25 protein-coding genes are annotated in these 23,680 nt (G+C 36.1%); 20 read left to right on the top strand and 5 right to left on the bottom strand.

Going from position 1 to position 23,680, the window contains the following annotated elements; translation table 11 throughout:
* Positions 1-81: 81 nt before the first annotated feature.
* From CDZ92_RS13380 to CDZ92_RS13350, 7 genes are all read left to right on the top strand, one after another.
* Entirely contained in the window at positions 82-1,434 is a 1,353-nt protein-coding gene (locus tag CDZ92_RS13380) for a DUF3895 domain-containing protein (protein WP_096155699.1), read from the top strand.
* A gap of 72 nt (positions 1,435-1,506) precedes the next feature.
* Positions 1,507-2,727 carry a hypothetical protein gene (locus CDZ92_RS13375; protein ID WP_096155698.1) on the top strand — a complete coding sequence of 407 codons (1,221 nt, stop codon included), beginning with the start codon at positions 1,507-1,509 and terminating at the stop codon, positions 2,725-2,727.
* Positions 2,728-3,114: 387 nt separating this feature from the next.
* Positions 3,115-4,005, top strand: a complete 891-nt coding sequence (locus CDZ92_RS13370) for a hypothetical protein (RefSeq protein ID WP_096155697.1) — start codon at positions 3,115-3,117, stop codon at positions 4,003-4,005.
* Between the two features lie 141 nt (positions 4,006-4,146).
* Positions 4,147-5,142, top strand: a complete 996-nt coding sequence (gene mgrA, locus CDZ92_RS13365; RefSeq protein ID WP_096155696.1) for an L-glyceraldehyde 3-phosphate reductase — start codon at positions 4,147-4,149, stop codon at positions 5,140-5,142.
* Positions 5,143-5,369: 227 nt separating this feature from the next.
* Complete coding sequence (locus tag CDZ92_RS13360; protein WP_096155695.1) at positions 5,370-6,227, top strand: EamA family transporter; 858 nt, start codon at positions 5,370-5,372, stop codon at positions 6,225-6,227.
* Positions 6,228-6,664: 437 nt separating this feature from the next.
* Positions 6,665-6,838 (top strand): sigma factor, encoded by a 174-nt coding sequence (locus tag CDZ92_RS20525; protein WP_096155694.1) that lies wholly within the window; start codon positions 6,665-6,667, stop codon positions 6,836-6,838.
* A gap of 238 nt (positions 6,839-7,076) precedes the next feature.
* Positions 7,077-7,817: a Fic family protein gene (locus tag CDZ92_RS13350; protein ID WP_096155693.1), complete on the top strand. Its 741-nt coding sequence runs from the start codon at positions 7,077-7,079 to the stop codon at positions 7,815-7,817.
* A gap of 183 nt (positions 7,818-8,000) precedes the next feature.
* Here the strand turns inward: CDZ92_RS13350 and CDZ92_RS13345 are convergent, their stop codons facing one another.
* On the bottom strand, positions 8,001-9,728 hold the full coding sequence (locus tag CDZ92_RS13345; protein WP_096155692.1) for an ABC transporter substrate-binding protein: 1,728 nt from the start codon (positions 9,726-9,728) through the stop codon (positions 8,001-8,003).
* A gap of 116 nt (positions 9,729-9,844) precedes the next feature.
* On the opposite strand from CDZ92_RS13345, the gene CDZ92_RS13340 reads away from it, so the two are divergent.
* The 3 genes from CDZ92_RS13340 (at position 9,845) to CDZ92_RS13330 (ending at position 12,173) form a co-directional block, all read left to right on the top strand.
* Positions 9,845-11,068: an MFS transporter gene (locus tag CDZ92_RS13340; protein WP_176483774.1), complete on the top strand. Its 1,224-nt coding sequence runs from the start codon at positions 9,845-9,847 to the stop codon at positions 11,066-11,068.
* A gap of 247 nt (positions 11,069-11,315) precedes the next feature.
* Positions 11,316-11,717: a hypothetical protein gene (locus CDZ92_RS13335; RefSeq protein ID WP_096155690.1), complete on the top strand. Its 402-nt coding sequence runs from the start codon at positions 11,316-11,318 to the stop codon at positions 11,715-11,717.
* A 96-nt stretch (positions 11,718-11,813) separates the two neighbouring features.
* A complete protein-coding gene (locus CDZ92_RS13330) occupies positions 11,814-12,173 on the top strand; it encodes a cache domain-containing protein (protein ID WP_096155689.1) in 360 nt (119 codons plus the stop codon).
* Positions 12,174-12,342: 169 nt separating this feature from the next.
* Here CDZ92_RS13330 and CDZ92_RS13325 read toward each other — a convergent pair whose 3' ends face one another.
* The gene (locus CDZ92_RS13325) at positions 12,343-13,896 is read right to left on the bottom strand and encodes an ABC-F family ATP-binding cassette domain-containing protein (RefSeq protein ID WP_096155688.1); all 1,554 of its coding nucleotides are present in this window, start codon (positions 13,894-13,896) and stop codon (positions 12,343-12,345) included.
* A 413-nt stretch (positions 13,897-14,309) separates the two neighbouring features.
* On the opposite strand from CDZ92_RS13325, the gene CDZ92_RS13320 reads away from it, so the two are divergent.
* The 4 genes from CDZ92_RS13320 to CDZ92_RS20365 all read left to right on the top strand — a co-directional run bounded on the left by CDZ92_RS13320 (position 14,310) and on the right by CDZ92_RS20365 (position 16,898).
* A complete protein-coding gene (locus CDZ92_RS13320) occupies positions 14,310-14,762 on the top strand; it encodes a YaiI/YqxD family protein (RefSeq protein ID WP_096155687.1) in 453 nt (150 codons plus the stop codon).
* A gap of 91 nt (positions 14,763-14,853) precedes the next feature.
* Entirely contained in the window at positions 14,854-15,126 is a 273-nt protein-coding gene (locus CDZ92_RS13315) for a hypothetical protein (protein WP_096155686.1), read from the top strand.
* A gap of 497 nt (positions 15,127-15,623) precedes the next feature.
* Entirely contained in the window at positions 15,624-16,583 is a 960-nt protein-coding gene (locus tag CDZ92_RS13305; protein ID WP_096155685.1) for a tRNA dihydrouridine synthase, read from the top strand.
* Positions 16,584-16,784: 201 nt separating this feature from the next.
* Positions 16,785-16,898 (top strand): putative holin-like toxin, encoded by a 114-nt coding sequence (locus tag CDZ92_RS20365; RefSeq protein WP_227521548.1) that lies wholly within the window; start codon positions 16,785-16,787, stop codon positions 16,896-16,898.
* Between the two features lie 170 nt (positions 16,899-17,068).
* Here the strand turns inward: CDZ92_RS20365 and CDZ92_RS13300 are convergent, their stop codons facing one another.
* Both CDZ92_RS13300 and CDZ92_RS20360 read right to left on the bottom strand, forming a co-directional pair.
* Positions 17,069-17,347: a TetR-like C-terminal domain-containing protein gene (locus tag CDZ92_RS13300; protein ID WP_176483773.1), complete on the bottom strand. Its 279-nt coding sequence runs from the start codon at positions 17,345-17,347 to the stop codon at positions 17,069-17,071.
* Between the two features lie 32 nt (positions 17,348-17,379).
* Positions 17,380-17,514: a hypothetical protein gene (locus tag CDZ92_RS20360; RefSeq protein WP_255249823.1), complete on the bottom strand. Its 135-nt coding sequence runs from the start codon at positions 17,512-17,514 to the stop codon at positions 17,380-17,382.
* A 183-nt stretch (positions 17,515-17,697) separates the two neighbouring features.
* On the opposite strand from CDZ92_RS20360, the gene CDZ92_RS13295 reads away from it, so the two are divergent.
* The 4 genes from CDZ92_RS13295 to CDZ92_RS20355 all read left to right on the top strand — a co-directional run bounded on the left by CDZ92_RS13295 (position 17,698) and on the right by CDZ92_RS20355 (position 21,714).
* Positions 17,698-18,249 carry an RNA polymerase sigma factor gene (locus CDZ92_RS13295; RefSeq protein ID WP_096155683.1) on the top strand — a complete coding sequence of 184 codons (552 nt, stop codon included), beginning with the start codon at positions 17,698-17,700 and terminating at the stop codon, positions 18,247-18,249.
* A complete protein-coding gene (locus CDZ92_RS13290) occupies positions 18,215-20,233 on the top strand; it encodes a GerMN domain-containing protein (protein WP_096155682.1) in 2,019 nt (672 codons plus the stop codon). The genes CDZ92_RS13295 and CDZ92_RS13290 overlap by 35 nt, the downstream gene beginning before the upstream one ends.
* Positions 20,234-20,412: 179 nt before the next feature.
* Positions 20,413-21,270 (top strand): YihY/virulence factor BrkB family protein, encoded by an 858-nt coding sequence (locus CDZ92_RS13285; protein ID WP_096155681.1) that lies wholly within the window; start codon positions 20,413-20,415, stop codon positions 21,268-21,270.
* Between the two features lie 330 nt (positions 21,271-21,600).
* Complete coding sequence (locus CDZ92_RS20355; protein WP_255249822.1) at positions 21,601-21,714, top strand: putative holin-like toxin; 114 nt, start codon at positions 21,601-21,603, stop codon at positions 21,712-21,714.
* A 459-nt stretch (positions 21,715-22,173) separates the two neighbouring features.
* Here the strand turns inward: CDZ92_RS20355 and CDZ92_RS13280 are convergent, their stop codons facing one another.
* A complete protein-coding gene (locus tag CDZ92_RS13280) occupies positions 22,174-22,629 on the bottom strand; it encodes a staygreen family protein (protein ID WP_369679948.1) in 456 nt (151 codons plus the stop codon).
* Positions 22,630-22,989: 360 nt separating this feature from the next.
* Between CDZ92_RS13280 and CDZ92_RS13275 the strand changes: the two genes are divergently transcribed.
* Positions 22,990-23,232 (top strand): hypothetical protein, encoded by a 243-nt coding sequence (locus CDZ92_RS13275; protein WP_096155679.1) that lies wholly within the window; start codon positions 22,990-22,992, stop codon positions 23,230-23,232.
* Positions 23,233-23,448: 216 nt separating this feature from the next.
* Positions 23,449-23,631, top strand: coding sequence for a hypothetical protein (locus tag CDZ92_RS13270; protein ID WP_217990668.1), 183 nt, complete (start codon positions 23,449-23,451; stop codon positions 23,629-23,631).
* Positions 23,632-23,680 lie beyond the last annotated feature (49 nt).

Raw genomic sequence — 23,680 nt, 5'->3', positions numbered from 1 at the left:
CCTACATACTAAACTTACCAGTTTTTTCATGTTATTGTAAATACAGGCATATAGAACTAATTGTGGTGGAGGGGAATTGTAATGAAAGAGGCGATATACGAGGGGAGTTTTTTTGACTTAAGGACCTATTTAGATGCAAAAGAAAATCAGCAAGAAGCCATTAAAAAGTTAAAAAAAGGTGCAGATAAAGGAGCTTTTACTTGTCCTTATTGTGGAGAAACTTTAATCCTAAAATCGGGTGAAATTAGGGAAGAACACTTTGCTCACAGGCATTCCAGGTCTTGTGAAATTTCTATTGCTAGTGAAGTGTATCAAAAGCAAGTAAAACGGGAATCGAAAAAGCATTCAGTAATGAAAGAGATTATTTATGATGAACTAAAGTCACAAGAAAAAACAAATGAAGATATCAACGTAGATTATGGTTATGTTACAAAAGGTACAGAGAAGTGGAAGTACTATCCAGACATTATTTTGAAAAATAAAGAGAAAGAATTTGCGCTAACAATCCTTACAGATGTTACATACAACAAAGACTCTAAGTTAGTAAAGCAAATTAAAAATAGAAATAAATACTTCAAATCTAAAAAACTAACGCCAATTTGGTTTGTTGAAGATGCGGAACAGTCGGTAGATATAGATAAACATGTTATTCACTTATGGGAAGCTGAGTTAGATATTGCGACAAAAACGAAAGAAGATCTAGTTTGGGAGGAGACATTAAATTCTTTGTCACTAGATTATTCTATTTTCAAAATATTTAACTACCAGTATAGGGGAATTCCTAAAAACTATGAAGTTTACAGTATATATTATGTTCATTCAACAGAAACCAATATTGAGTTTACAGTCCAAAGGTTTATTAAAGATGATGACCAAATGCCTTATCGTGCTTTTTCTATAAACAAAGGATATCAGATGAGCTTATCAACAGCATTACTTGCAAAAGAAGATTTACAGTTAAGTAATCCAAGTTTAGAAAAACAACATAGGGATGCCTTCTTGCAAGAAATCCAACAAAGGCAAATTCAATTCGATAAATACTTCCAAGAACAAATCCTCCATGAAGAAAAAACAAAGAAAGTACTGAATCTCAAAGAAGTTATAAAAATGCAAGGGGAAGTTGGTTCAACAAGAAAAACTGCTCCAAGAATAAATATTCCTATTACACCTATTAGTCAAAACAATTATATCGAAGAGTTGAAAGGGGCAATAAACCTTTACTTGATGTCCCAACTAAAAGCATCTGCAATGGAGTTATGTGAGTTTCTGGTCGAAGCAGGTGCATCATCAGAATGCTATCCAACTGGTAGATACAAAATCTATCCACAAGTATGCCAATACTTAGATAGCTTAACGAAAAAAGGTGCATTAAAGTTAGAAAATAAAGACTCAGTTAATGATAGAGTATACTCTGTTTTATATAGTGATTTTTAGGGACAGACACTAACCAATAAAAAATAGTACTAAGTTTGAAAACCACTGTACCACTCTGAAAGTAGGGAAACAATGACAACCAATTTACAACAAACAATCGACCGATTCATAAAAGATATCTGGGTATCCAAAATACCTCAAGACTACGAATCTTTCTATTTACTGAAGGAAGATACACTAAAGAACGCACTTTACTTCCACCTGCGTACAAGCCTTAATAGTTTTTTCATGAAAAACAACATAAGGATTTATACAGAATTCCATTACAAAGGCTCTATTGCAGACATTGCTATGGTAAAGCTTAAGGATAAGCCAGGGAATAGTGATCATTTAAAAGATGACATAGAATCTGTTCTTGCAATCATAGAAGTTAAATATAAATCCTGTTGGAATGACAAGCCATTTTTGGATGATATTTTAAAAGTGAAAGATTATATGGAAACATTACCTCAAGATACAACACAATACTATTTAGCTTTTGTCCATGAGATAGAATATGAAAATATTGCGGGAGATTCATGGTTAACAAAACAACAAAAAGCGTGGGCAAGAGGTAGATTAACAGAATTGTCGGGACACTATATAGGAGTAAAGATGGTCTGGACTGTGTTATCTCATAATGAAATGAATGAAAATTACAAGTGGAAATATCGTTTTACTAAAGAAGATTTGATGATAGCAGCATCTAGTTTTAACGAGGTTAAATATTCTCATGAGCTTTACCACCACTATCTAAATATTTTAAAGCAAGAAAAAGGTGTAACCGAACAACTAAAAGAAGCAGTAGAATTTTTGGTATATTGGAAACTTGGTAAAGTTTCAACAACGAGAATTCCGGTGGAGAGTAATAGAGAAGCTAAAGGTGTTACTTTTAGCATTTCAGGCGGGACTACTTCTCATCATAACTTTATTCAAAAAGCTGTTTCGGAAGAACTGTTAGAATTGGCTATTAAGTTTCGCGACGATCAAATTACGTATGAGGAATTTAAAGGTGTGGTTTCAATGATGACAAAAACATCTATTGTATTGCCAACTTTTTATGTTCACATTTGGAAACCGGATACTTTTCCAATCCTTGATGTGAAAGTATGGAGAACGTACAAGTGGGATAAAGGTGAGAACTTAAAGAAGTATACAAAACCAATGTCATGGAGCCACTACGAAGAATATACAGTTTTTTTTCAAGAGTTGGTGAAAGATGCTGAGAGTGAATGGCGAATTATTGATAAAGGGTTGTGGAGTTTTAGTGACAGATTGAAGCTAGATGAATCGAAAATAATTCAACATATATAATAAGGAACTAAGGTGCCTTGCACGACCCGAAAAATCTTGTTTCACAGAAATGTTTCACGAAACAGGAGATTTTGCTAAATTAAAAGGTTTCTTCTAAGTTATAGAAGGAACCTTTTTTAGTATGGTCACTTTGAGCATTATCCAGTTTTCTAACTAAGAGCTAGCTATTAAACAATCTACCAGTCTGTCCTCAAGAAAAAGATCCAAGAATTTTTCCACAATATAACCAATATCCCTCCAAACTCACCACCCAAACGTAACATTTTCCTAAGGGAAATGTTGCATTTCCACTTTCTCATTAAACGAATATTCATCGTTTCCCTTTTTTCATTTCTATGATCTTTTCTTACTATATTCTTGAGTTTGTTTATTAGGGAGGCAAATAGGATGGAAAAGTTTACATACGAAACAGTGAAAAGCTATCAAAGTTTTGCTAGTTTGGAAGAAATGAATGAGGAGATTCGTCGTTTTTTATATAGATATAAATCAACGTTGTCAAACGGAGCGATTAAGGTGATCCAGTATATCGCTAAGCATTCGTGTAAAGTTATAGGTGTTTCTTTTTCCAAAAACCAAACGATCGCATCTGCATTAAATTTAGGTGTTCGTACTGTAACACGATCAATCAAAAAATTCGTGGATATTGGGCTTCTTAAAAAAATTCATACGGTACGTGAAAACGGCAAACAAGGGGTGAACATACTTGTCATTCAACCTTTTTCCACTAAGATGACCACCCTTGATGACCACGTATGTGACCACCCTAATAAAACTGAAAAGAAACTAGATTCACTCTGTGAGAATAAAAAACCTTTTATCGAAAAAGAAGAAAATGCGACCACTGATACCACACCACCTCCATCTTCTTCTTTAGAAAAGAAGGGGCTAAAAGAAAACCCTTATGCATACATAGATAGCACATTTTTACCTCCGTTTGTTCATCCGGAGTTTATTAAAGTTGCAGACCCGTTTTTCAGTGCAATGGAGATTTTCCAATTGTGGAAGCGTGTAACGATCGCCTATAACAAGATACCATTTGATCGCCCGCTGGAAGAATTAATAGATGCCATTATACAATCTTTTAAAACTACCATTTTCATGCATAAAACGAAAAAGATTCACTCTACTTTTGCTGGCTACTTTTACAATACGTTATACGCTAATTTCATTGTAGAAAAGCGGAAGGAAAATTATGAGGAATTTATGTTTGATGTGTTTTTGGAGAGGTTGGAACGAGATGGTGGGAATGAAGAAGATACTATTTACATTGGTATCTAAAGATACGATTCCAGCCCCATAGCCTGTTGCATCCCATTTTGATTAAATAATGCAATTAGGATAAAATTGTTCTGTTAAATCGAACGATTGCAGAACAGGTATATACCTGGGGAAAAGGCTTCGAATAAGGAGGAATGAATAATGGGATATCAACCGAATGAGCAAAGATATGAATCAATGGTTTATAATCGATGTGGTAAATCTGGTATTAAACTACCAGCTCTTTCATTGGGATTATGGCATAACTTTGGTGGAGAAGATGTCTTTGAAAATGGACGTTCTCTCATTAGAAAAGCATTTGATTTGGGGATTACGCACTTTGATCTTGCAAATAATTACGGGCCTCCACCTGGATCGGCAGAAGAAAATTTCGGGAAAATACTTCGTCAAGATTTTGAAGGGTTTAGAGACGAAATGATAATTTCTACAAAAGCAGGTTATGGAATGTGGCCGGGTCCATATGGTGATTGGGGATCAAAGAAGTACTTAGTTTCAAGTCTTGATCAAAGCTTAAATAGAATGGGATTGGAATATGTTGATATTTTTTATCATCACAGACCGGATCCAGAAACACCGCTTGAAGAAACAATGATGGCCCTTGATCATATCGTCAAGCAAGGTAAGGCCCTTTACGTGGGAATTTCTAATTATGGAATAGAGGAAACAAAGCAGGCTATCCATATTTTAAGAGAATTAGGGACTCCGTTACTTATTCATCAGCCCGCTTATTCCATGTTTAATCGCTGGGTTGAGGATGGGTTAACTTCACTGCTGCAAGAGGAAGGGGCAGGTTGTATTGCTTTTGTTCCACTTTCTCAAGGGTTGTTAACAAATCGATATATAAAGGGTATTCCTGAAGATTCACGTGCATCTAAAGTAAATAGCTTTTTAAATCGTGATGATATTACAGAAGAAGTCATTCAAAAAGTACAAAAATTAAACGAAGTAGCGCAACAGCGTAGTCAATCCCTTGCGCAAATGGCAATTGCATGGGTACTTCGTGAGCAAATGGTTACTTCTTGTTTAATAGGCGCAAGTAAAGTAAGCCAACTTGAAGAGAATGTAGCCACTCTTAATAATCTTGAATTTAGTTCAGAAGAATTACAGTTAATTGATAACATATTAAACCCCGATTAAAGAACAAGTCTAAAGCCACCAGGATGCGCTAAAGGGCCAGACACTTTGTAGCATTCATTGCTACAAGGTGTCTGGCCCTTTGCAACATTAGCTGAGGCTTTTATGTATCTTTTCAAATCCAATATCTTCCGGATAACAAGTACCCAAAATTAAGTTATAAAAACTCTACTAGGAGGTATAGTCCCTAACATGTACAGATGTTAAATGTGATATGTGGAGGTAACTATATGCGTGTTGGTGGGTTAGGATTTGTAATTTTAGCAGCATTTTTATGGGGAATTTCCGGAGGACTAGGCGGCTTTTTATTGGATATGGGTTGGGATCCCTTGGTCATCTCCTTTTATAGGGGAGCAGTGGGTTTAGTATGTATTCTTATTTGGTTCTTGTTCCAGCCGACCCGGTTGAATAAGCCGCTGCTGTTCTGGTCTATTGTTGCAGGTATTGGTGTAGCAGGGAATTTTATATTTTACTTTGTTAGTATCTCAGAGGGCAGTATTGCCGTAGCAGCAACATTGATGTATACTGCGCCCATTTTTGTTCTCCTTATTTCTTTTATTTTCCGTCTTGAACAGGCGTCATTATTTAAATGGCTGGCTATTGGTTTTGTGATGGCTGGAGTGGTATTGCTGACAGAGGTTTACAGTATTGGCTCCGATAGCATCTCGATGCTTGGACTTGTTACAGGATTAGGCGCAGGGTTATCGTATGCAATGTTCATTTTTGGTTTTAAATATGCATCCCGCCATGGGCAGCCGCAAGGAATTTTAACGATTGCATTCCTTTTCTTTACTATAATTACGCTGCTTTTCATTGACCGCAGTGAAGCAGCTTCCGTCTTTTACTCACCTGACCTTTTTTGGATGATTCTTTTAGGGATTTTCGGATCAGGTTTGTCATTCTTCTTGTATGTAGCTGGTTTGAGACGAACATCACCGACTTCAGCTTCCATCGTTGCAATGGTGGAACCAGTCACTGCATCCCTTTTTGGATTAATTGTTCTGAGTGAACTGCTTACAGTAACCCAGCTTGGAGGTATGGGAATTATCTTGGTGAAAGTGACCATCTTAAGTTTGAAGCAGAGTTGAAAAAAGCACCTCTTTGTTTCACTAAAATATAGTACAATGAGACGGCCGACCAATTGGTTGTGGCTGTCTTTTTTTACATTAAATATATAACAGATACTAGAATACCAGAGAAGGTATTAATGAGGATTTATTAAAACAATAGGAACTTATCATAAGTAGGGGTGATAGAATGATACGAAGGCCGTTGGGGCAGTCCCCCGGCCATGAAAAAATTTAGGTGCTGTGGGTCAGGCCTCAATCTCCCTGAAAAAAGAAATCAACTGGGCTGCTTTTTGTCTGTAATAAACCACTTAGTTTACTAAAATAGAAAGATAAATAAAATAAACGGGTCAAAGCCATCATTACATTCGTCTGATTTTTGGAAGGGAGGTTGAGCGGTGTTTATTCAAGAAAGTAATGATTTAGAAATAAATAAAGATGCCCTCTTGTAACAGTTAATGCAGAAGTATGGATCTGAGTTAAAACGGATCGCCTATTTGTATGTAAACGATAAAGTTGAATGTGAAGATATTATTCAGGAAGTTTTTATTTCTTGTTATCAAAACTTGGAACAGTTTCGGAATGAAGCTAGTTATAAGACTTGGCTTATTCGTTTGTTATTTCATAATTAAGAGGATGGACAAAGGTAAAGGTTTATTGAGCAGGGAAATTATTAGATATAGTTGACTTCCAGTATTTGTTTGGACAACCTATCCCTATGTCCACATGGACTCTATCCATATTAGCTCTATAATAAGTAATAGGCAGCTCTAATTCACTAATTATTGTTGTCAAAATAGAAGGTATTTTAGCCAAACTATCGAATGTTAAATTAAAATATATAATCAGTCGGTAAGAGAGGTGATTTAAATGTTCAACCAAATAGATGGGAAGAAGGCACTTCTAGATGCAAATCGACCTTTACCTAAATATACTGTCAAGAGCTTACGTGAGAAGTTATTGCTTGAATGGACATATAATACAAATGCAATAGAAGGTAATACACTAACCATTAATGAAACGAAGGTAGTTCTGGAGGGAATTACGGTTGGTGGTAAAACGTTGCGTGAGCACTTAGAAGTAATTAATCACCGTGATGCTATTACATATGTAGAGGAAATTGTACAAAAGGGAGAACCTTTATCAGAGTGGCAAATTAAGAATATACATCGTCTTGTATTAAAAGGCATTGATGATGAATATGCAGGCGTGTATCGAGATCAGCAAGTGTTTATTTCAGGAGCTAATCATATACCACCAACTCCTATACTCATAAAAGAAGAGATGGAAGAGTTAATGGAATGGTATGGACTTGAAAAAACGAAAATAATGCACCCGGTTACCCGTGGAGCTATGCTACATGCTGAATTTGTTGGTATTCACCCATTTATTGATGGGAACGGAAGAACATCGCGCTTGTTATTAAATTTGGAACTGATGAAAAATGGTTTTCCACCTATCGTAATAAAAGTACAAAATCGCCTAGCTTATTACGAAGCTTTGGATAAAGCACATACACAAAACGAATATGATGACTTTATTCAGTTGGTAGAAACAGAAGTAGAGGATTCATTAGACCTTTATTTAAGTGCTATTGATAAAAGAGTTTAGATATTGGTATGGCCGGATTTTGGAGTCAGGAGTTAAAACCCAACCTTACATTTAAAATAATATAAAGCAATCATTATTCACATTACTCGTCAACGTGCCAGCAGTCTGGAATAAGTTATATGAGGGACGGGGTTATAATTCTCATGCTTTCCAAATGAGAAATGTAACCCCGTCCCCGTTTTTCTAACTCGGTAACCACAACTTCGTAAAATCTAAATGTCCAAATGAGTGAGACTCCACGTCTTGGATGAGCGGATCAAGGGCACGTGTAACGATTGGGTGGTACAAAAAGAATAGTGCGAACTCTTTTTGTAAATATTGCTCCATTTCTTGCATAAGCTTGTCCCGTTCATGTTTTTCACTCTCAAACTCGAAATCTTCGAGTTTTTTATAAATGAATGCTTCTACGTCAGGATGAAACATGCGATTAAATAATAATGCTTTGTTTTTAAATGCATAGGAGAAAGCAAGGTGTTTATCAAACGACAATGCTAGCCCCATAATGAGTATATCAATATTATCCTCCATTCCTTCATCTGAAAAATCCCAGAAAGAGATAGGATGTAAGTGTATAGAAATACCGTACGTTTTCGCTTCTTTTTTCATCCACTCTGCTTCAAGGACAGCATAATAATTGTCAAAGTGATACAAATGGATTGGTTCTCCATGATAACCTGCTTCTTCAAGTAATCCGATAATGCGCTTTGCATCCTTATTCGGAGGTTTGGATCGTTCGATTTCAAAACTACTTGCTTCTTTAATTTCCATGCTTAGCTCTTGAGCCATTTTCTGGACATCAAAGAGATGATAGATTGCTTTTCGAAAAGAAGGTTGTTGAATAATGTTTTGTCTTTTCAAGTTGTACGCTAATAATCTAATACCTGCATCATTGATTTTATGATTGCTAGGTGTTATGTTCGTAGCATTTTCATCTCCGGATAAATAAACCGTTTTTGCGGCATCTTTTGTTACCTGGTAAAAATGGATCTCATCAATTAACGGGCGTTCCTTAAAGTAAGTGTCATGTGCTTCTAACACTAGTTTATGTGCGGTCCGTTCTTTTAAACGAAAAGGCCCTGTACCAATCCACTCGTACTCATTAAATTCTACATTTGCAGGCAATATGCAAAAGTTGATTGCCGATAAATAACGTAAGAAAAATCCGTTTGGCCTATCAAGGTGCATAATTACTTTATGTTGGTGTGGACATTCTACTTTCACAATATTACGTGCAAGCCAAGAGTAAGAAGGTGAGCTTGTTTTCATTCGGTCAATCGTGTAAGCAACATCTTTACTCGTTACATATTCTCCGTTATGAAAGGAAACGGACTTACGCAAGTAAAACGTCCAAACAGTATTGGTTTCGTCTGCATGAAAGTGATGGGCTAGGTGTGGGACAAAACAATCCTTTTCGCTATCGTAGCGGACAAGTGTGTCACCTAAGTATTCAATAAGGTGTGTTTCTAACGATATGGACACCTTCAAAGGATCAAGCGTTGTGATATCTCTCGCTTTAAATGTATGTAGAACATCCCTTGAATCGGAATCGTCTCGTTGAAATCCTAGTAGTTCTCGAATCTCTTTCGAAGAATTGGCAACCCAACTCTTTGGAATCGGCAAACGTAATATTTGTGCAATCAAATCTAGTTGCTCATCATTTACACACTTCTCTATGTATCTCTCGATTTCATGTTGAAAAGAAATTGGATATGTAAGTTTTGAGGAGTTCCCTCTTCCTCTGCCAGGTTGATAAGCTAGAAGATTTGCTTGTTTAAGTTGACGTAAGATTCGCTTCGTATTTTTTCGGGAGCAAAACCAAATCTGATCTGCCTCTTCCAATTTAAACTCGTAGTCTACCTCATTTGAATAATGCTTAAGGTGAGCTCTTAAAGATAAATATCGTTCATTCATTTCAGTACCTCCATAAAAGGGGACGTAATTGAATATATTTTACCCTTTTTACCTCTTTTGAGAAAGTGTTTAATACAAATATAGGAAATACGAAGATTTTTGAAAGGGTGAAAAGGGTGTTTAAACAATCGATATGGAGAGAACAAAATGCCGTTCTCTATTTTTCTGGAACGATTCTATCTAAGATAGGGGATAAATTCTACATTATTGCGATACCATGGCTCATATATGAACTAACACAATCAGCAGCTAGTATGGGTGTTATGTTTCTTGTGCAAACACTACCGTTTATCTTTATTTCTCCAATTGCAGGGGTATTGGCAGACCGATTACCAAGAAGAACGTTACTTATTTCGAGTGCATTACTGCAAGCGGTGTTAGTAGGATTAATCCCAATTTTACACATGCTTCAAGTTTTACACATATGGCACATCTATTTATTAGGGTTTCTCGTGGCAAGTTTAGGGGCAGTTTTCTCTGTGGTGAATGCTACTGTTGTCCCTCAATTATTTCAAAAAGAAAAGTTAATAAAAGTGAATGCAACGCACCAGTTCATCGACACTTCGTCCGTTCTATTCGGAAGTGTGCTCGCGGGTGTATTAATCGGAAAAATTGGAGTTTACAATGTGCTTTTACTAGATGCCTTTTCCTTTATTCCAATTGCCGTTTCTATTGTATTCTTGAAGTTCTTAACAAAAGAAACGCCAACGAAAAAGAGCACGAATTCTTGGGAACAGCTTCGTGCGGGAGCGGATTTCCTCTATCATCATTCGATCTTAGGACCATTCACGCTACTCATTTTAATCGTCAATATTGCCAATGGGGCACTTATAAGTATGCTAGTCTATTTTTCCCGTGAAAAATTGCTTCTTACGTCTGATCAAATCGGCTGGGTGTATGCAGGGGCAGCGGTCGCTCAAATCGTGGCCATTGCTATCGTAAACTACCAAGGAGACAAGAAAAATCCAATTCGTCTCATGTTAATAAATATCATGATAAGTGGGATAGGAATCATTACAGTTGCTTTTAGCTGGAATTGGCAAACACTATTGCTTGCTGTTGCTATTCAAAGTGCACCAGTTATTATGTTCAACGTTCTATTCAAAACAATGCGCCAAAAATTGGTCCCAACACACATCTTTGGTAGAGTAAACGGACTAATAATGATGCTAGGACTTGGTACACTACCATTAGCAGGATTTTTAACTGGTATTCTCGCAGAGTTTATGGACATTCGGAAAATATTCTTCGTACTGGGCATTTGTTCCGTAATTGCTACCATTAAATTTATGGGGTTAGCAAAGGTAAATATAGAAGCAGAAGAAAGAGAAGCAATATAGGGTTTAGGGATTAGGCTGACTTAACAAGAAATGTAGGTTTTAAAAATGGAAAAAGACTACTTGTCACAGTTAACAAGTAGTCTTTCTTTTCGGTATTCCCCTTTATCATATAGAACTACCATCTAGTAAATATGTAATATTCTTTTAGGAATATAGTGGTGTGAAAATCCTAATATATGGTATTATTCTTCTGGTGATTATCACCATTTTACAATTTAACAGTACAGGGGAAGTTGGAGGGTATTAAATGAAAAAACTAGTATGCATCTTATTTTTTGTAGTGCCTTTATTCGTAGCATGTCAAACGGTTAAAGAAGACCCAGTAATAAAAATAAGCAATTTTAACATTGATCAAACAGTTACAGAAATAGAAGTAGTAGATTGGTTAAGTAATGAACATGTTGCTAAAGTCACGGACCAAGATTTTATTAATAATCTAGTAAAAGAACTATCTTCATCTGATAATCATTCAACAAAAGCGGTAGAGCTAGGAAATCCTGATTATAAATTATATTTTATTAGTAATGGAGAAGTAGTATATGAATTAGGTTATTTTAATGAATCTGTAACATCAGGTGTTATTAGTCGCTATTGGGATTATCAAAAAGATGGTTTATATGAAATAATCCTCCAATTACCAATAGATTGATTTAATTAATAAGCAATGTTGAGAGAAGTTAACGTAGTTGCATGTAGCGAAGTGTATACTTTGGACTAATATAATATTATCAATAGGGGAGAATTTATGAAAAAAGTATTAATAGGTTTTATGTTTATCATAGCTCTAGTATTTTTATTTGGTTGTTCAATGAAAAATGATCTACCTTATGCTTTGTCAGCCGAACAATTTAAGGTTGTATATGTTGTTCCGGGTATCGTTGCTGAGGGAGAACATAAAGAACAATTAAAATGGTTACAAGATTTGCAAGACGAGCATAAAGGTGTTGTTTTAATCGCGATGGATTTGGAGCTAATAAACAAAGAATTTCCTTCATTGAATGCCAATCAATCGCCATATTTCTATGTTCTTAATCAAGATGATATAGTTTTTGAGGGCTCTAATTTTGAAGGGGCCCAAAAATATTTGATAGAAAACACTGATTAGATAAAGCAAATCAATTACGTAAGATAGTCATAACATTGATATGGCTTTTTAGATAAACTTAAGTGCAGACGCATTTAGAAACCATTGATAATATTAGAGATGCTATAAATAATATTAATAAAGGGATACCCAAGTAAACTCTTACTCCTGGGTATCCCTTTCATTCTATTTAAAACACCTTCGTCGTCCAATCCTCACAGTTCCAAATATCCGTCGCAATGTCACGATAGAAATCAGGTTCGTGGGATACCATTAAGATACTCCCGCGATATGCCTTTAACGCGCGTTTTAATTCTTCTTTTGCGTCCACATCCAAGTGATTGGTAGGCTCGTCAAAAATTAATATATTCGTTTCTGTGTTTAAAATTTTACACAAACGAACTTTCGCTTTTTCCCCACCAGAAAGGACTTCGACTTTACTTTCGATATGTTTCGTCGTTAATCCACATTTTGCAAGTGCAGCACGGACTTCAGCTTGATTTAAACCTGGGAACTCGCTCCAAATCTCTTCAATACAAGTGTTGTAGTTGGCTTCTTTCACTTCCTGTTCGAAGTAACCGATGTGTTGATACTCACCACGTTCCACTTTACCCGAAATCGGATCAATCAATCCAAGAATACTTTTTAAAAGAGTAGACTTACCAATACCATTTGCACCAACGAATGCGATTTTTTGTCCTCGTTCCATTTGCAAATTAAGAGGGCGAGAAAGTGGTTCATTGTAACCAATCACAAGATCCTCCGCCTTGAAAATCCAACGACTAGCTGCACGAGCTTCTTTGAAGTTGAACTCTGGTTTTGGCTTTTCTTTTCCTAATTCAATAACGTCCATTTTGTCTAGTTTCTTCTGACGTGACATCGCCATATTACGCGTTGCCACACTTGCCTTGTTACGAGCAACGAAATCTTTCAAGTTAGCAATTTCTTGTTGTTGACGCTTAAAAGCAGACTCTAGTTGTTGCTTCTTCATTTCATAAATATTTAAGAAGTTATCATAGTCACCAACATATCGATTTAACTCTTGGTTTTCCATGTGATATATCAAGTTTACAACGCTGTTTAAGAATGGAATATCATGCGAAATTAAGATAAATGCATTTTCATACTCTTGTAAATAGCGCTTTAACCATTCAATATGTTGCTCATCTAAATAGTTTGTAGGCTCGTCCAGTAATAGAATCTCAGGCTTTTCTAGTAAAAGCTTAGCTAGCAATACTTTCGTACGTTGCCCACCGCTAAGGTCATCAACATCGCGATCAAGTCCAACACCATCTAATCCTAGACCACGAGCAACTTCCTCTACTTTTGCATTAATTTGATAGAAATCATTACTATCTAACGTTTCCTGTAGCTCTCCAACTTCTGCAAGCAGTGCATCAATATCAGCACCTTCATCACCCATTTTTCCATAAAGCTCATTGATCTCTGCTTCTGCATCAAATAGATATTGAAAAGCTGTACTCAAAGCGTCACGTATCGAAGAACCTTTTTGAAGAACAGCATGTTGATCTAAATAACCAACACGTACTTTTCGTGACCACTCCACTTTCCCCTCGTCCGGTTGTAACTTCCCAGTAACAATATTCATGAAAGTAGACTTACCTTCACCATTCGCCCCAATTAATCCAACGTGTTCTCCTTTTAAAAGTCGGAAGGACACGTCATTAAAAATCGCACGATCACCGAAACCGTGACTTAAACCTTGTACGTTTAATACGCTCATTTTTTTACCCCTCATCTAATGTCATATGTGGATATCTTACTAGATTTAGACAGGTTTTTCTATTTATTTTTTATGGAAAATATAATTTGATTTTTATATCGCTATGAAAGTGGACAAGGGACAGATTCATTGTCCAGGAAAACTATTACATATTTAGTTGACTTCCAGTATTAATTTGAATTGGTGAGGTTACCTCAGTATGAATCTAGAATAAAGATCAGTTGACATAGCAACCTATTGTGTTGGCAATTGAACGATCATTTGCTAACGCAATTATATAAAGTATAATATGAGGATAGAAAAACACGGCAAAAGAAATACTCTTGTTTATTATTAAACAAAAGTCACCATCCCTTATATAGTAGAAAGAATAAGTTAAATATTAAGTCGAACTTCTTAACAGGAGGAGAAAGATGAAAATTTATGTGGATGCAGATGCTTGTCCTGTGAAAGATATTATTATTTCTGAAGCAAGGAAGCTTGAAATTCCGGTTATCCTTGTTACAAGCTTTTCTCATTTTTCTAATGCAGAACAGCCTTCAGGAGTGGAAACCATTTATGTTGATTCCGGAGCAGATGCTGCAGATTATCGGATTGTGAAGTTAGTGGAAAAAGGAGATATTATCGTGACGCAAGATTATGGTCTTGCATCTCTAGGTTTAGCAAAAGGAATTAACGTCCTCCACCATAAAGGATTTAGCTATACAAATGAAAACATTGACCAGTTATTACAAACGCGTTATTTAAGTGCAATGGCTAGAAAAAGCGGACAGCGAACAAAGGGACCAAAGCCTTTCACAGCAGAAGACCGGGAGCAATTTAGGGATCTGTTTAAACAGGTTATTTCTCGTGAAAAATTAGGCTAAATGAGTTAAGGGGATAGAACATTCAAATCATTTCTAGGTACATTTATATGTGAAGATTGTTTTGAAGAGCTAATTATTGGAGGTTATATAAATGGAAGAAATTAAACACTTACTATCTAAGGCTTTAAAATCAAACAAAGAAGTAATAAAAGGCCAAGAATTCAGCGTTGAGGCACATTTAAAAATGAGGTCTGATAATTATATTACTCTTTATGCAAATGATGTTGTTGTGGCTGTATATGATGCAGATGACCAAGATTTAAATATACTCAAACATGACTATCGGAAAGCAGTTAAATTTTTTGGTGAATGTCTGGAAGATGAGGGAATGGAAGTATATATAGATGAGGCCTTAATGGATTGATATTTTATACTGTCATTTTTCGACTTGGGTATTATGTATTATATAAACCTTGAACTAGCAGTGCTGATTGTATTTTTTATCACGTATCTTCCAATGGGGATGTTGTGTTGATAAAAAGAGAGAAGATGAAAAGTGAATATTAATAATCGGGACCAGAATTTCTGGTTCTTTTTTTGTGCAAAAGATTAGTGTAGCGTCGGTTCTGCTACCTAGGAATTACGAGAAACGAGTTCTTCTGCTTCGGAAGCAAGAGAACCGTCCCCGTGCTTTCCTTTCAAATTGGCTATTTTATACATACCATTCGGCACTATTTTTCGTTAAAATAAACATTGTTGACTTTCAAAATTATTTTCACAAACTATAACTGTCCCGATGTACTTGTGTTTGATAACAAGATATGGAGCATGTTATAAGTATAAAAGAATTGGAACATTTGACTTTATATTTCTTGACCGTTGTCAGAAGTTGCATTGATAGAGAGAGGATTTGAGTTTGATATGAAAGAAAATTTTTGGCGTGATTTACCTAAGCCATTTTTTGTATTAGCACCTATGGAAGATGTGACAGATGTAGTTTTTCGTCATGTAGTAAGTAAAGCAGGTCGTCCGGATGTATTTTTTACAGAGTTTACAAACTCAGATAGCTATTGTCATCCTGAGGGTAAGGATAGTGTGCGTGGCCGTTTGCTTTTTACAGAGGATGAACAACCGATGGTGGCTCATATTTGGGGAGATAATCCCGAGTATTTCCGTCAAATGAGTATCGGCATGGCAGAGATGGGTTTTAAAGGGATCGATATTAATATGGGCTGTCCTGTCCCAAATGTGGCATCAAGAGGGAAAGGTAGCGGCCTTATTCTTTTCCCAGATGTTGCGGCAGAACTTATTCAAGCTGCAAAAGCAGGTGGGCTACCTGTTAGCGTGAAAACACGACTTGGCTTTAATGAAGTAAAAGAGTGGGAGGAGTGGTTAACGCATATTTTAAAACAGGATATTGCGAACCTTTCTATTCATTTACGTACAAGAAAGGAAATGAGCGCAGTAGATGCACATTGGGAGCTCATTCCGGAAATCAAAAAATTGCGTGACCATATCGCACCAGATACGCTACTAACCATCAATGGAGATATTCCTGATCGCCAAGTTGGACTTCAGCTTGCTGAACAATATGGTATTGATGGCGTTATGATTGGTCGAGGTATCTTTAAAAATCCTTTTGCTTTTGAAAAAGAGCAAAGAGAGCATAGCAGTAAAGAATATCTTGATCTCTTAAGACTGCAGCTCGATCTTCAAGATCATTATGCAGAACAAGTGCCACGTTCCATCACAAAGCTTCATCGCTTTTTCAAAATTTATGTGAAAGGGTTCCGTGGGGCTGGTGAATTAAGAAATCAACTAATGAACACGAAATCAACAGATGAAGTGCGTGCATTGTTGGATGAGTTTGAGCAGGATTGAAATTCAGGGACAGACCCCTTGTATAATCAAGTGATACAAGGGGTCTGTCCCTTTTTTGCTCAACTAAAAGGTTTATTAAAAAAATTAGGAAGCTTAATACTTTTTAATAGAAATGCAGAACGTATGTTTTGTATAATTAGTTTAGCAGCTACATAAAGCGGATGGGCGGTTGATCATCTCCTCTAGAAGGGAGGTGGTTGTATGGTGACATATGAAGCAATGAACATGCTTTTTCAGTTTGGGGTGTTTTTGGTAACCACTCTAACTGCACTCGTTGCAATGATTGCACTTGTCACCAATAAAAAAGAGAAATAACCGCCCCCACGACCAATGGAAATGCGGTTACTTCTCAGTTAAACTGTTTATTCAATTGGTCAGCCGCTCTTCATGCGGCATGTAGTTGCTTGGCTGAGTGTTCACAGCACTCGGTCTTTTTTTATTATGTTACATAAATTATATATTAATGAATGTAGTCATTGCAATTATTAAACTACATATTCTGGTGGAACAAGAAGGTCTTCCCGCTTGAAAGCAGAATTTTTATTACTATCAAATAGGGCTTTTCGCATAAACATTTTCAACTTTGATTGAAAAGTTATATCCCCATTTGGCCCTAACATAGCTTTCATAAATCCTCTATTTTGATTTAAAAACTCAATAAATGGAACAAGAAAAGGTAAGGGAATCACATTCAGAGTATTGGTTTCAAGGTCAGCGATGACTTTTGGAATGTTTTTTAAAATCTTGTTCTCCATTTCTTTCACTAATTCTCCCTTTACTTCTTCAAGTTCTTCTTTTAAACGGGAAAAAGGTCTTCGCCTTCTTCTTGTGCATCTCTTAAAGCTATCTCCCATACATCGTCCGACTCATGTATAGGGAGGAGGTTACATGTTGCAAATTCTCTTTTCGTCTCTTTTGAAATATTCCACATAAAATCACCCTCAAAATAGTTGGTAAAAATAGTATACTATAATAAAAGTATTCTAGGGACAGACACCTCAGTGCATCAAGTGAAATAAGGTGTCTGTCCCTAATTTTCATTATTTAAATTTTTTTAATCTTTTTGAAACAAATATAAACGTCACACGACTTGTTAGTAAAGGGGGGGATGTAGGTGAGTAAAGAGGTAGATGTTGAAGAGCTATATTTACAATATTATAGAGATATTTATCAGTTTGCTTTATATTTTTCAAACAACAAACAGGATGCGGAAGATATTACACAAGAAACGTTTATAAAAGCGATGAAAAATATACATTTACTAAGAGATACTTCACGAGCGAAATATTGGCTGCTTTCTATTTCAAAACATACAGCAATTGATCATCTGCGGAAAAAGAAGTTGAAGAACTTATTACCTGGAATATTAGAAAAACTGAGTAGGCAAGGTGAAAATGAATCATTAGATAATCAATTACTTTTAAAAGAAAAATGGGAAGAAATCCAACTCGTACTTTTAAAAATAAAGCCACATTATCGCAGTTTACTTATTCTACGTGGGATACAGGAATTATCCGTGAAAGAGACCGCAGAAGTTTTACAATGTACAGAATTAAAGGTGCGGGTAGATTTTCACCGTGCTGTGAAATTGTTGAAAAAAGAACTGCACTTGCTGGAAGGGGGAAATTCGGATGAAAAAGATAGAACAACAGCTTCAAGAAGCTAAACAACTACTTCAGCCAATAAAGCAACGTCCAGAGCTTGAACCAAATAGTGCGTTTGTTCAAGAGCTACATCAACGAATACAACGAGAAAAAACGAAGAAAAAGTTCAACCTAAACTTCTATCCGTTTTTCGCCACTGCTTCTGTCCTTCTCGTTTTTACTATTTTTATATTATCTACTAACTTTAGTAACGAAGAAGCAGAGGAGATAGGAAAAGCATTTCCTATCCTAGAAACTTCCAAGCTTACATTGGTCGACACGTTTGCTTATGGAAATGAAGAAGGTCAAGTTGGCTTATATTTTGAAGGAATGAAAGATACGTTACCGGTTAGTGTGGCTGGTTTCGATGTGAAAGATGGGATCGTTTATCTTTTAGATGAGGCAAGATCTCAAGTAGTTATAAAAAGTGCGGAAGGAGAAACTACTTCATTTTCTATTCAACAGAGCGGATTGAAACCTGTTGGTTTAGACGATATTTTAGTGTCCGAAAATGGGGATATCTATATTCTCTATACCGAAAGAAACTTAGTTTATCAATATAGTGAAAATGGAGATCTGATTGAAACGCATTTACTCTCAGGCGTATATTCGTTTTTTCCTGATTCATTATTAGAATTAGAAAATAATCAAATTATTGTCAGTCAAAGACAGGAACGGTTTTTCAGTTTAGAAACTAACGAGTTCATGAATCGTGAAGAACTTCCATTTCAACTAGAACAAGTGAATCGTAAGGAATCTACGTTGCAAATTTTAAAAGGAGGGAAAATGGAGGAGATTACGCTGTTTTCAGAATTAGGGTTAGCAGAACGAGCGGTTCTTGATTTAAGAGAAGAGCATGTTTTGTATACGCAAACTGTAAAGCCACCAGTGATGGAATCTATTTCGGAAACGCACGTGTATGCGCTTGACCGAGAAGGAAGTATTGTTGGAGGAATACGTATTCCGGAAGAAAAATTTATGGAAACTCCGCAATTGCCACAGAAATTTTTGAAAACGGATGGGGATTCTATTTATCTTCTTATTCCAGAAAAAGAACATGTTGCCTTATATGAAATAACGCTTGGAGAAAAATATGAAAGCCTCGCCAAGGAGCAGCTCGCAGAAGTGGATAATGGTTTTGACTATGAAACATTTGGTAGTCCGTTCCCACAATTAGAAGCGGAAATAAATAAGATATTTATCGATGGATTATTAGAGTATGGTAACGAGCAATCGTTAAATGGAGTAGCGATCGATGAAAACGGAACGGTAGTGATTGATTTTAAAGATTTTCTCGCACCTAGCCCGGCAAATGCACAAGCGCAGCAGTTATTCGAAGTATTGAAAGCTGCAACGTTTGAGAAGTTTCCGCAAATTGAACAAATCTACTTTCAATTTGATGGCAGCTTTAGCGCGTGGTGTTACTGGTTAGAAAGTACGGAGGAACCCTGGAAGCGAAAAGACGCTATAGGAGCTTCGTTACAAGATGAGCTAACACTAACAGAAAAGACTGCGGCGCTTTTCAAAGATTTGGAGGATCTTAATTGGGAAGGCATCGCAACGCATGTGCACGAAGAGAAAGGGTTAACATTCTCCTTCTATGCTAGCTTGGGAAGCTTTGATAGCGGCGAATTGACGTTTACAAAGTCTGAGGTTGCTAATTTAGGAAATGATAATACATCGTATGTTTGGGGCTATGATAATGCTGATAGAGGGCATGAATATTCACCAAATAATTATGTAAAGGAAATACTACTCAAGCATCAGTATTCAAAGGAAGTGTTAGATTACGCTGTTGTCACTTTCAACAAACAAGCGTATGTAAGTGGTGGCGTTAGAAACACCATCCATGAAAACTACCCAGATGCAGTGTATGTAGACTACTTTTCTCCACCACCTGAAGGCGAATATGGTGAATATTACTGGCAAGCACTACGATTTGTCTACGAACAAACTGACAACCAATGGCTCCTAATCGCCATCGTAAGAGATGTCCACAACCCGTAAAAAGGAGGGACAGCTATAGTGCCAGACCCTCAGTTCGGTAAAACTTTACCGTATTGGGGGTCTGGTCCTTTTTTTCTTTTTCCCATTTGGATGTGACAGAGTCCTTTTCAAAAAAAGAGATTCAGTAGAAAAGAATAGGGAATATAAAAGGAAAAAAGATTGTATTTGGGAGGAATTATATGAAAAAGATAATTTCATATGGTAAAGCAATGATAAAGGAGTTTTCTAATGACGATGTACCTTTACTTGCAGCGGCGCAAGCATACTATTATATTTTAAGTTTTGTGCCAATGATTGTATTAATTTTTGCTATTTTACCGTACCTAAATATTAACCCTACACAGGCTATGGAAGTAATAGAGAGTGTGATGCCTAGTGCTACGGTGGAAGTTTTTGAGGAACAAATTATTAGTATATTAACAGAACCTAATGGTGGGTTACTTACGGTGGGTATTATTGGAACCATATGGTCTGCTTCAAATGGTATGAATGCATTTATTACTGCACAGAATGTGGCGTATAACGTAAAGGATAACCGTTCTTTTATTAAGAAAAGGTTATTATCCATAGGATTAACATTTGGAATAATCATTGCGTTATTAGTAGCATTAGTACTTCCTGTTTTTGGCGATCTATTAATAACTACTATTGGTTCTCTAGTGTATATGACAAACGAAGTAGAAATGATGGTAAGAGTGTTAAGATGGGTTGTAAGTCTCATCATCATTGTCACAATAATCTCTGCTCTTTATCATTTTGCACCAAATATAAAATTACCTTTTAAAACAGCTATACCAGGAGCAGTGTTTGCGACTGTTGCATGGCAGTTAACTTCTTTAGGTTTTTCTTACTACATTAGTAACTTTGCCAATTATTCAGAAACATATGGAAGCCTAGGCGGAGTGTTTATGCTCATGTTATGGTTCTATCTTATCGGTATCATTCTAGTAGTTGGAGCAGAATTAAATGCTATTCTATATCGTAAAAAGCGTATTCAAGTACATGTAAAGAATATAGATAAAACAAGTATTCAATAAAGTAACAGGCCGAACCATGTATAGAAGGTTCGGCTTTTTAATGTTTAGGTTGTGAAAATTCCCATTCATGGTCCGATTCATGAATAGGGAGGAGGGTGTATGGTGGAAAATCAATTTTGGCTTCCTTTGATATGTTCCACGTAATATCACCTCGAAATAGATGGTGAAAATAAGTCATGTGACGGTTTCTTTGTTTCAAACTATTGAGAAAGAAAAGGAATATTAAAACTTTTTAATAGAAATATAGAACGTATGTTTTGTGTAATTAGTTTAGCAGCTACATAAAGCGGATGGGCGGTTGACCATCTCCTCTAGAAGGGAGGTGGTTGTATGGTGACGTATGAAGCAATGAACATGCTCTTTCAGTTTGGAGTATTCTTAGTTACAACTCTAACTCCACTCGTTGCAATGATTGCACTTGTCACCAATAAAAAAGAGAAATAACCGCCCCCACGAGCAATGGAATAAGCGGTTACTTCTCTGATTTTCTTCTTTTCTGTTGGTCAGCCGCTCTTCATGCGGCATGTAGTTGCTTGACCGGGTGTTTGCAGCACTCGGTCTTTTTTAGTGTGTTACATAAATTATATATTAATGAATGTAGTCATTGCAATTGTTAAACTACTTAAAAGTTACTCAGGTCACGTTTGTGCCAGTTGCATATATAATATACATTGTTTCTTCTATCATTTAATCTTACAATAAAAGGGAATCTGTTTAAAGGATCGAATACATAAGGCTGTAGAGGATGACTAAGAGATGCTGCCCGAGCGAAATATTGGTTGCTTTCTATAACAAAACATACAGCAATCGATCATCTGCGGAAGAAGAAGCTGAAGAATTTATTACCTGGAATATTAGAGAAATTGAGTAGCATTAAATGCTATAAAGTTGTCTGTCCTTCTATCACAAATTTAAATAATCTCTAGGAGTACCATAGTATAGAATTTGATTAATTTCTGGATAAGTGGATTCATACACAATATAAATAGGCGCGTCTAACAATGACGGGTAATTTTTGAAAAAGGGTAGATCACCGTAAAACATTCCTTTTAATGCTGTACTCATTTCTTTTTGGAAGATGTTAAATCGAATTTGGGACTGCTCCTTTGTAAATTGTCCTTGATCAACGTGAGCTTTTCCAACGACCCTTAGTCGATGGAACGCATCTTTTTGCCATTCTGCTAAAACTTCATCGCGCATTTTCCAATCGATTGCTTCATAATTATAATTGGTGCCGATATCTAAAAATAATTCACCTGTAATATCAGAATGAGTTAAGGTGTATTTACGCCCTTGAATAGGTTGCATAAAAGTTGCCGGGGGTATTAGATTAACCGTTAACTTTTGCGGATCAAACATAATAATGAATTTGCCTCCTTTATGTTACCAGCAAGTTCTATTTTCTCCCTACAGTATATGCCTAAGTGTGATTACAAGACTTAAGGGATGTCAGTACTTTTATAAAAATAAGCTATGTTAAAGTTTAGTGTTAAAAATTAAATACTAATACCTGTTGATTTCCGTGCAAGGCTGAGATTCCTGCGGGAGAAGCGGGGAGCGGGAGACCCCACAGGCGCATGCGCCGAGGAGTAGGTTTTTTCACGACAGTGAAAATAACCTTCCTTTTTACTGCCCGCGGAAAGCGAAGCCTTGCACGGAAATCAACAGCGAACTTTAACATAGCCTAAAAATAAAACCGTTAAACAGGAGGACTATGAAATGAGCCAAACGCATTCTTTACATATTATTGATTTTGAAACAACTACACATAAAACAACCTTTGTAAAAATAACTATTTATGACGCAATTTTTGAAAAGATGCTAGAAGGAGAGGTTAAATTTGTTGGGGGCATGCCCTACGGAGATATCATCCATCGGGATAGATCTACATTATCACCAGAATGTAGGCAGTACGTTCAAGCGAGATTGTTAGAAAAGTATAATGAAGGAGATTTTGATTAATATCTATTGTAAAAAAATACTTGAGAAGCTTTATCAAGTTCATTATTGACTTTTTCTTTAGTGGGAATGAACTTGAAAGACCTTATCAAGTTCATTATTGACTTTTTCAAAAGTGGAAATGAACGTGAGAGGCCTAATCAAGTTCATTTTTAGTTCTTACATAAGTGGAATCCATTTATAGATGGAAACGGCAGAACATCAAGGCTGTTATTAATTTTGGAACTGATGAAGGAAGGTTTTCCGTCAATCGTAATAAAGGTTGAAAACCGACTAACTTATTATGAAGCATTAGATGTTGCACACACGCAGAAAAAATATGATGATTTCATTAATTTAGTGGCATTAGAAGTAGAAGATTCACTAGACTTATATTTGAGTGCTATAAATAAGAACGCATAGTCTAAGGTGTTATAGTTTATGAGGTTGAACGAAGTTTAAAAACAATGGA

The sequence above is a fragment of the Bacillus sp. FJAT-45066 genome (genome assembly GCF_002335755.1).
Lineage (GTDB): Bacteria > Bacillota > Bacilli > Bacillales > Bacillaceae_I > Bacillus_CD > Bacillus_CD alkalisoli.
The sequence above is the reverse complement of the archived record's forward strand: the minus strand, read 5'-3'. Positions and strand labels throughout refer to the sequence as shown.

Excerpts from the sequence above, each read along its gene's own strand:
- CDZ92_RS13380 (WP_096155699.1), top strand. The coding sequence starts at position 82 with ATGAAAGAGGCGATATACGAGGGGAGTTTTTTTGACTTAAGGACCTAT.
- CDZ92_RS13375 (WP_096155698.1), top strand. The coding sequence starts at position 1,507 with ATGACAACCAATTTACAACAAACAATCGACCGATTCATAAAAGATATC.
- CDZ92_RS13370 (WP_096155697.1), top strand. The coding sequence starts at position 3,115 with ATGGAAAAGTTTACATACGAAACAGTGAAAAGCTATCAAAGTTTTGCT.
- mgrA (WP_096155696.1), top strand. The coding sequence starts at position 4,147 with ATGGGATATCAACCGAATGAGCAAAGATATGAATCAATGGTTTATAAT.
- CDZ92_RS13360 (WP_096155695.1), top strand. The coding sequence starts at position 5,370 with ATGCGTGTTGGTGGGTTAGGATTTGTAATTTTAGCAGCATTTTTATGG.
- CDZ92_RS20525 (WP_096155694.1), top strand. The coding sequence starts at position 6,665 with ATGCAGAAGTATGGATCTGAGTTAAAACGGATCGCCTATTTGTATGTA.
- CDZ92_RS13350 (WP_096155693.1), top strand. The coding sequence starts at position 7,077 with ATGTTCAACCAAATAGATGGGAAGAAGGCACTTCTAGATGCAAATCGA.
- CDZ92_RS13345 (WP_096155692.1), bottom strand. The coding sequence starts at position 9,728 with ATGAATGAACGATATTTATCTTTAAGAGCTCACCTTAAGCATTATTCA.
- CDZ92_RS13335 (WP_096155690.1), top strand. The coding sequence starts at position 11,316 with ATGAAAAAACTAGTATGCATCTTATTTTTTGTAGTGCCTTTATTCGTA.
- CDZ92_RS13330 (WP_096155689.1), top strand. The coding sequence starts at position 11,814 with ATGAAAAAAGTATTAATAGGTTTTATGTTTATCATAGCTCTAGTATTT.
- CDZ92_RS13325 (WP_096155688.1), bottom strand. The coding sequence starts at position 13,896 with ATGAGCGTATTAAACGTACAAGGTTTAAGTCACGGTTTCGGTGATCGT.
- CDZ92_RS13320 (WP_096155687.1), top strand. The coding sequence starts at position 14,310 with ATGAAAATTTATGTGGATGCAGATGCTTGTCCTGTGAAAGATATTATT.
- CDZ92_RS13315 (WP_096155686.1), top strand. The coding sequence starts at position 14,854 with ATGGAAGAAATTAAACACTTACTATCTAAGGCTTTAAAATCAAACAAA.
- CDZ92_RS13305 (WP_096155685.1), top strand. The coding sequence starts at position 15,624 with ATGAAAGAAAATTTTTGGCGTGATTTACCTAAGCCATTTTTTGTATTA.
- CDZ92_RS20365 (WP_227521548.1), top strand. The coding sequence starts at position 16,785 with ATGGTGACATATGAAGCAATGAACATGCTTTTTCAGTTTGGGGTGTTT.
- CDZ92_RS20360 (WP_255249823.1), bottom strand. The coding sequence starts at position 17,514 with ATGTGGAATATTTCAAAAGAGACGAAAAGAGAATTTGCAACATGTAAC.
- CDZ92_RS13290 (WP_096155682.1), top strand. The coding sequence starts at position 18,215 with ATGAAAAAGATAGAACAACAGCTTCAAGAAGCTAAACAACTACTTCAG.
- CDZ92_RS13285 (WP_096155681.1), top strand. The coding sequence starts at position 20,413 with ATGAAAAAGATAATTTCATATGGTAAAGCAATGATAAAGGAGTTTTCT.
- CDZ92_RS20355 (WP_255249822.1), top strand. The coding sequence starts at position 21,601 with ATGGTGACGTATGAAGCAATGAACATGCTCTTTCAGTTTGGAGTATTC.
- CDZ92_RS13280 (WP_369679948.1), bottom strand. The coding sequence starts at position 22,629 with ATGTTTGATCCGCAAAAGTTAACGGTTAATCTAATACCCCCGGCAACT.
- CDZ92_RS13275 (WP_096155679.1), top strand. The coding sequence starts at position 22,990 with ATGAGCCAAACGCATTCTTTACATATTATTGATTTTGAAACAACTACA.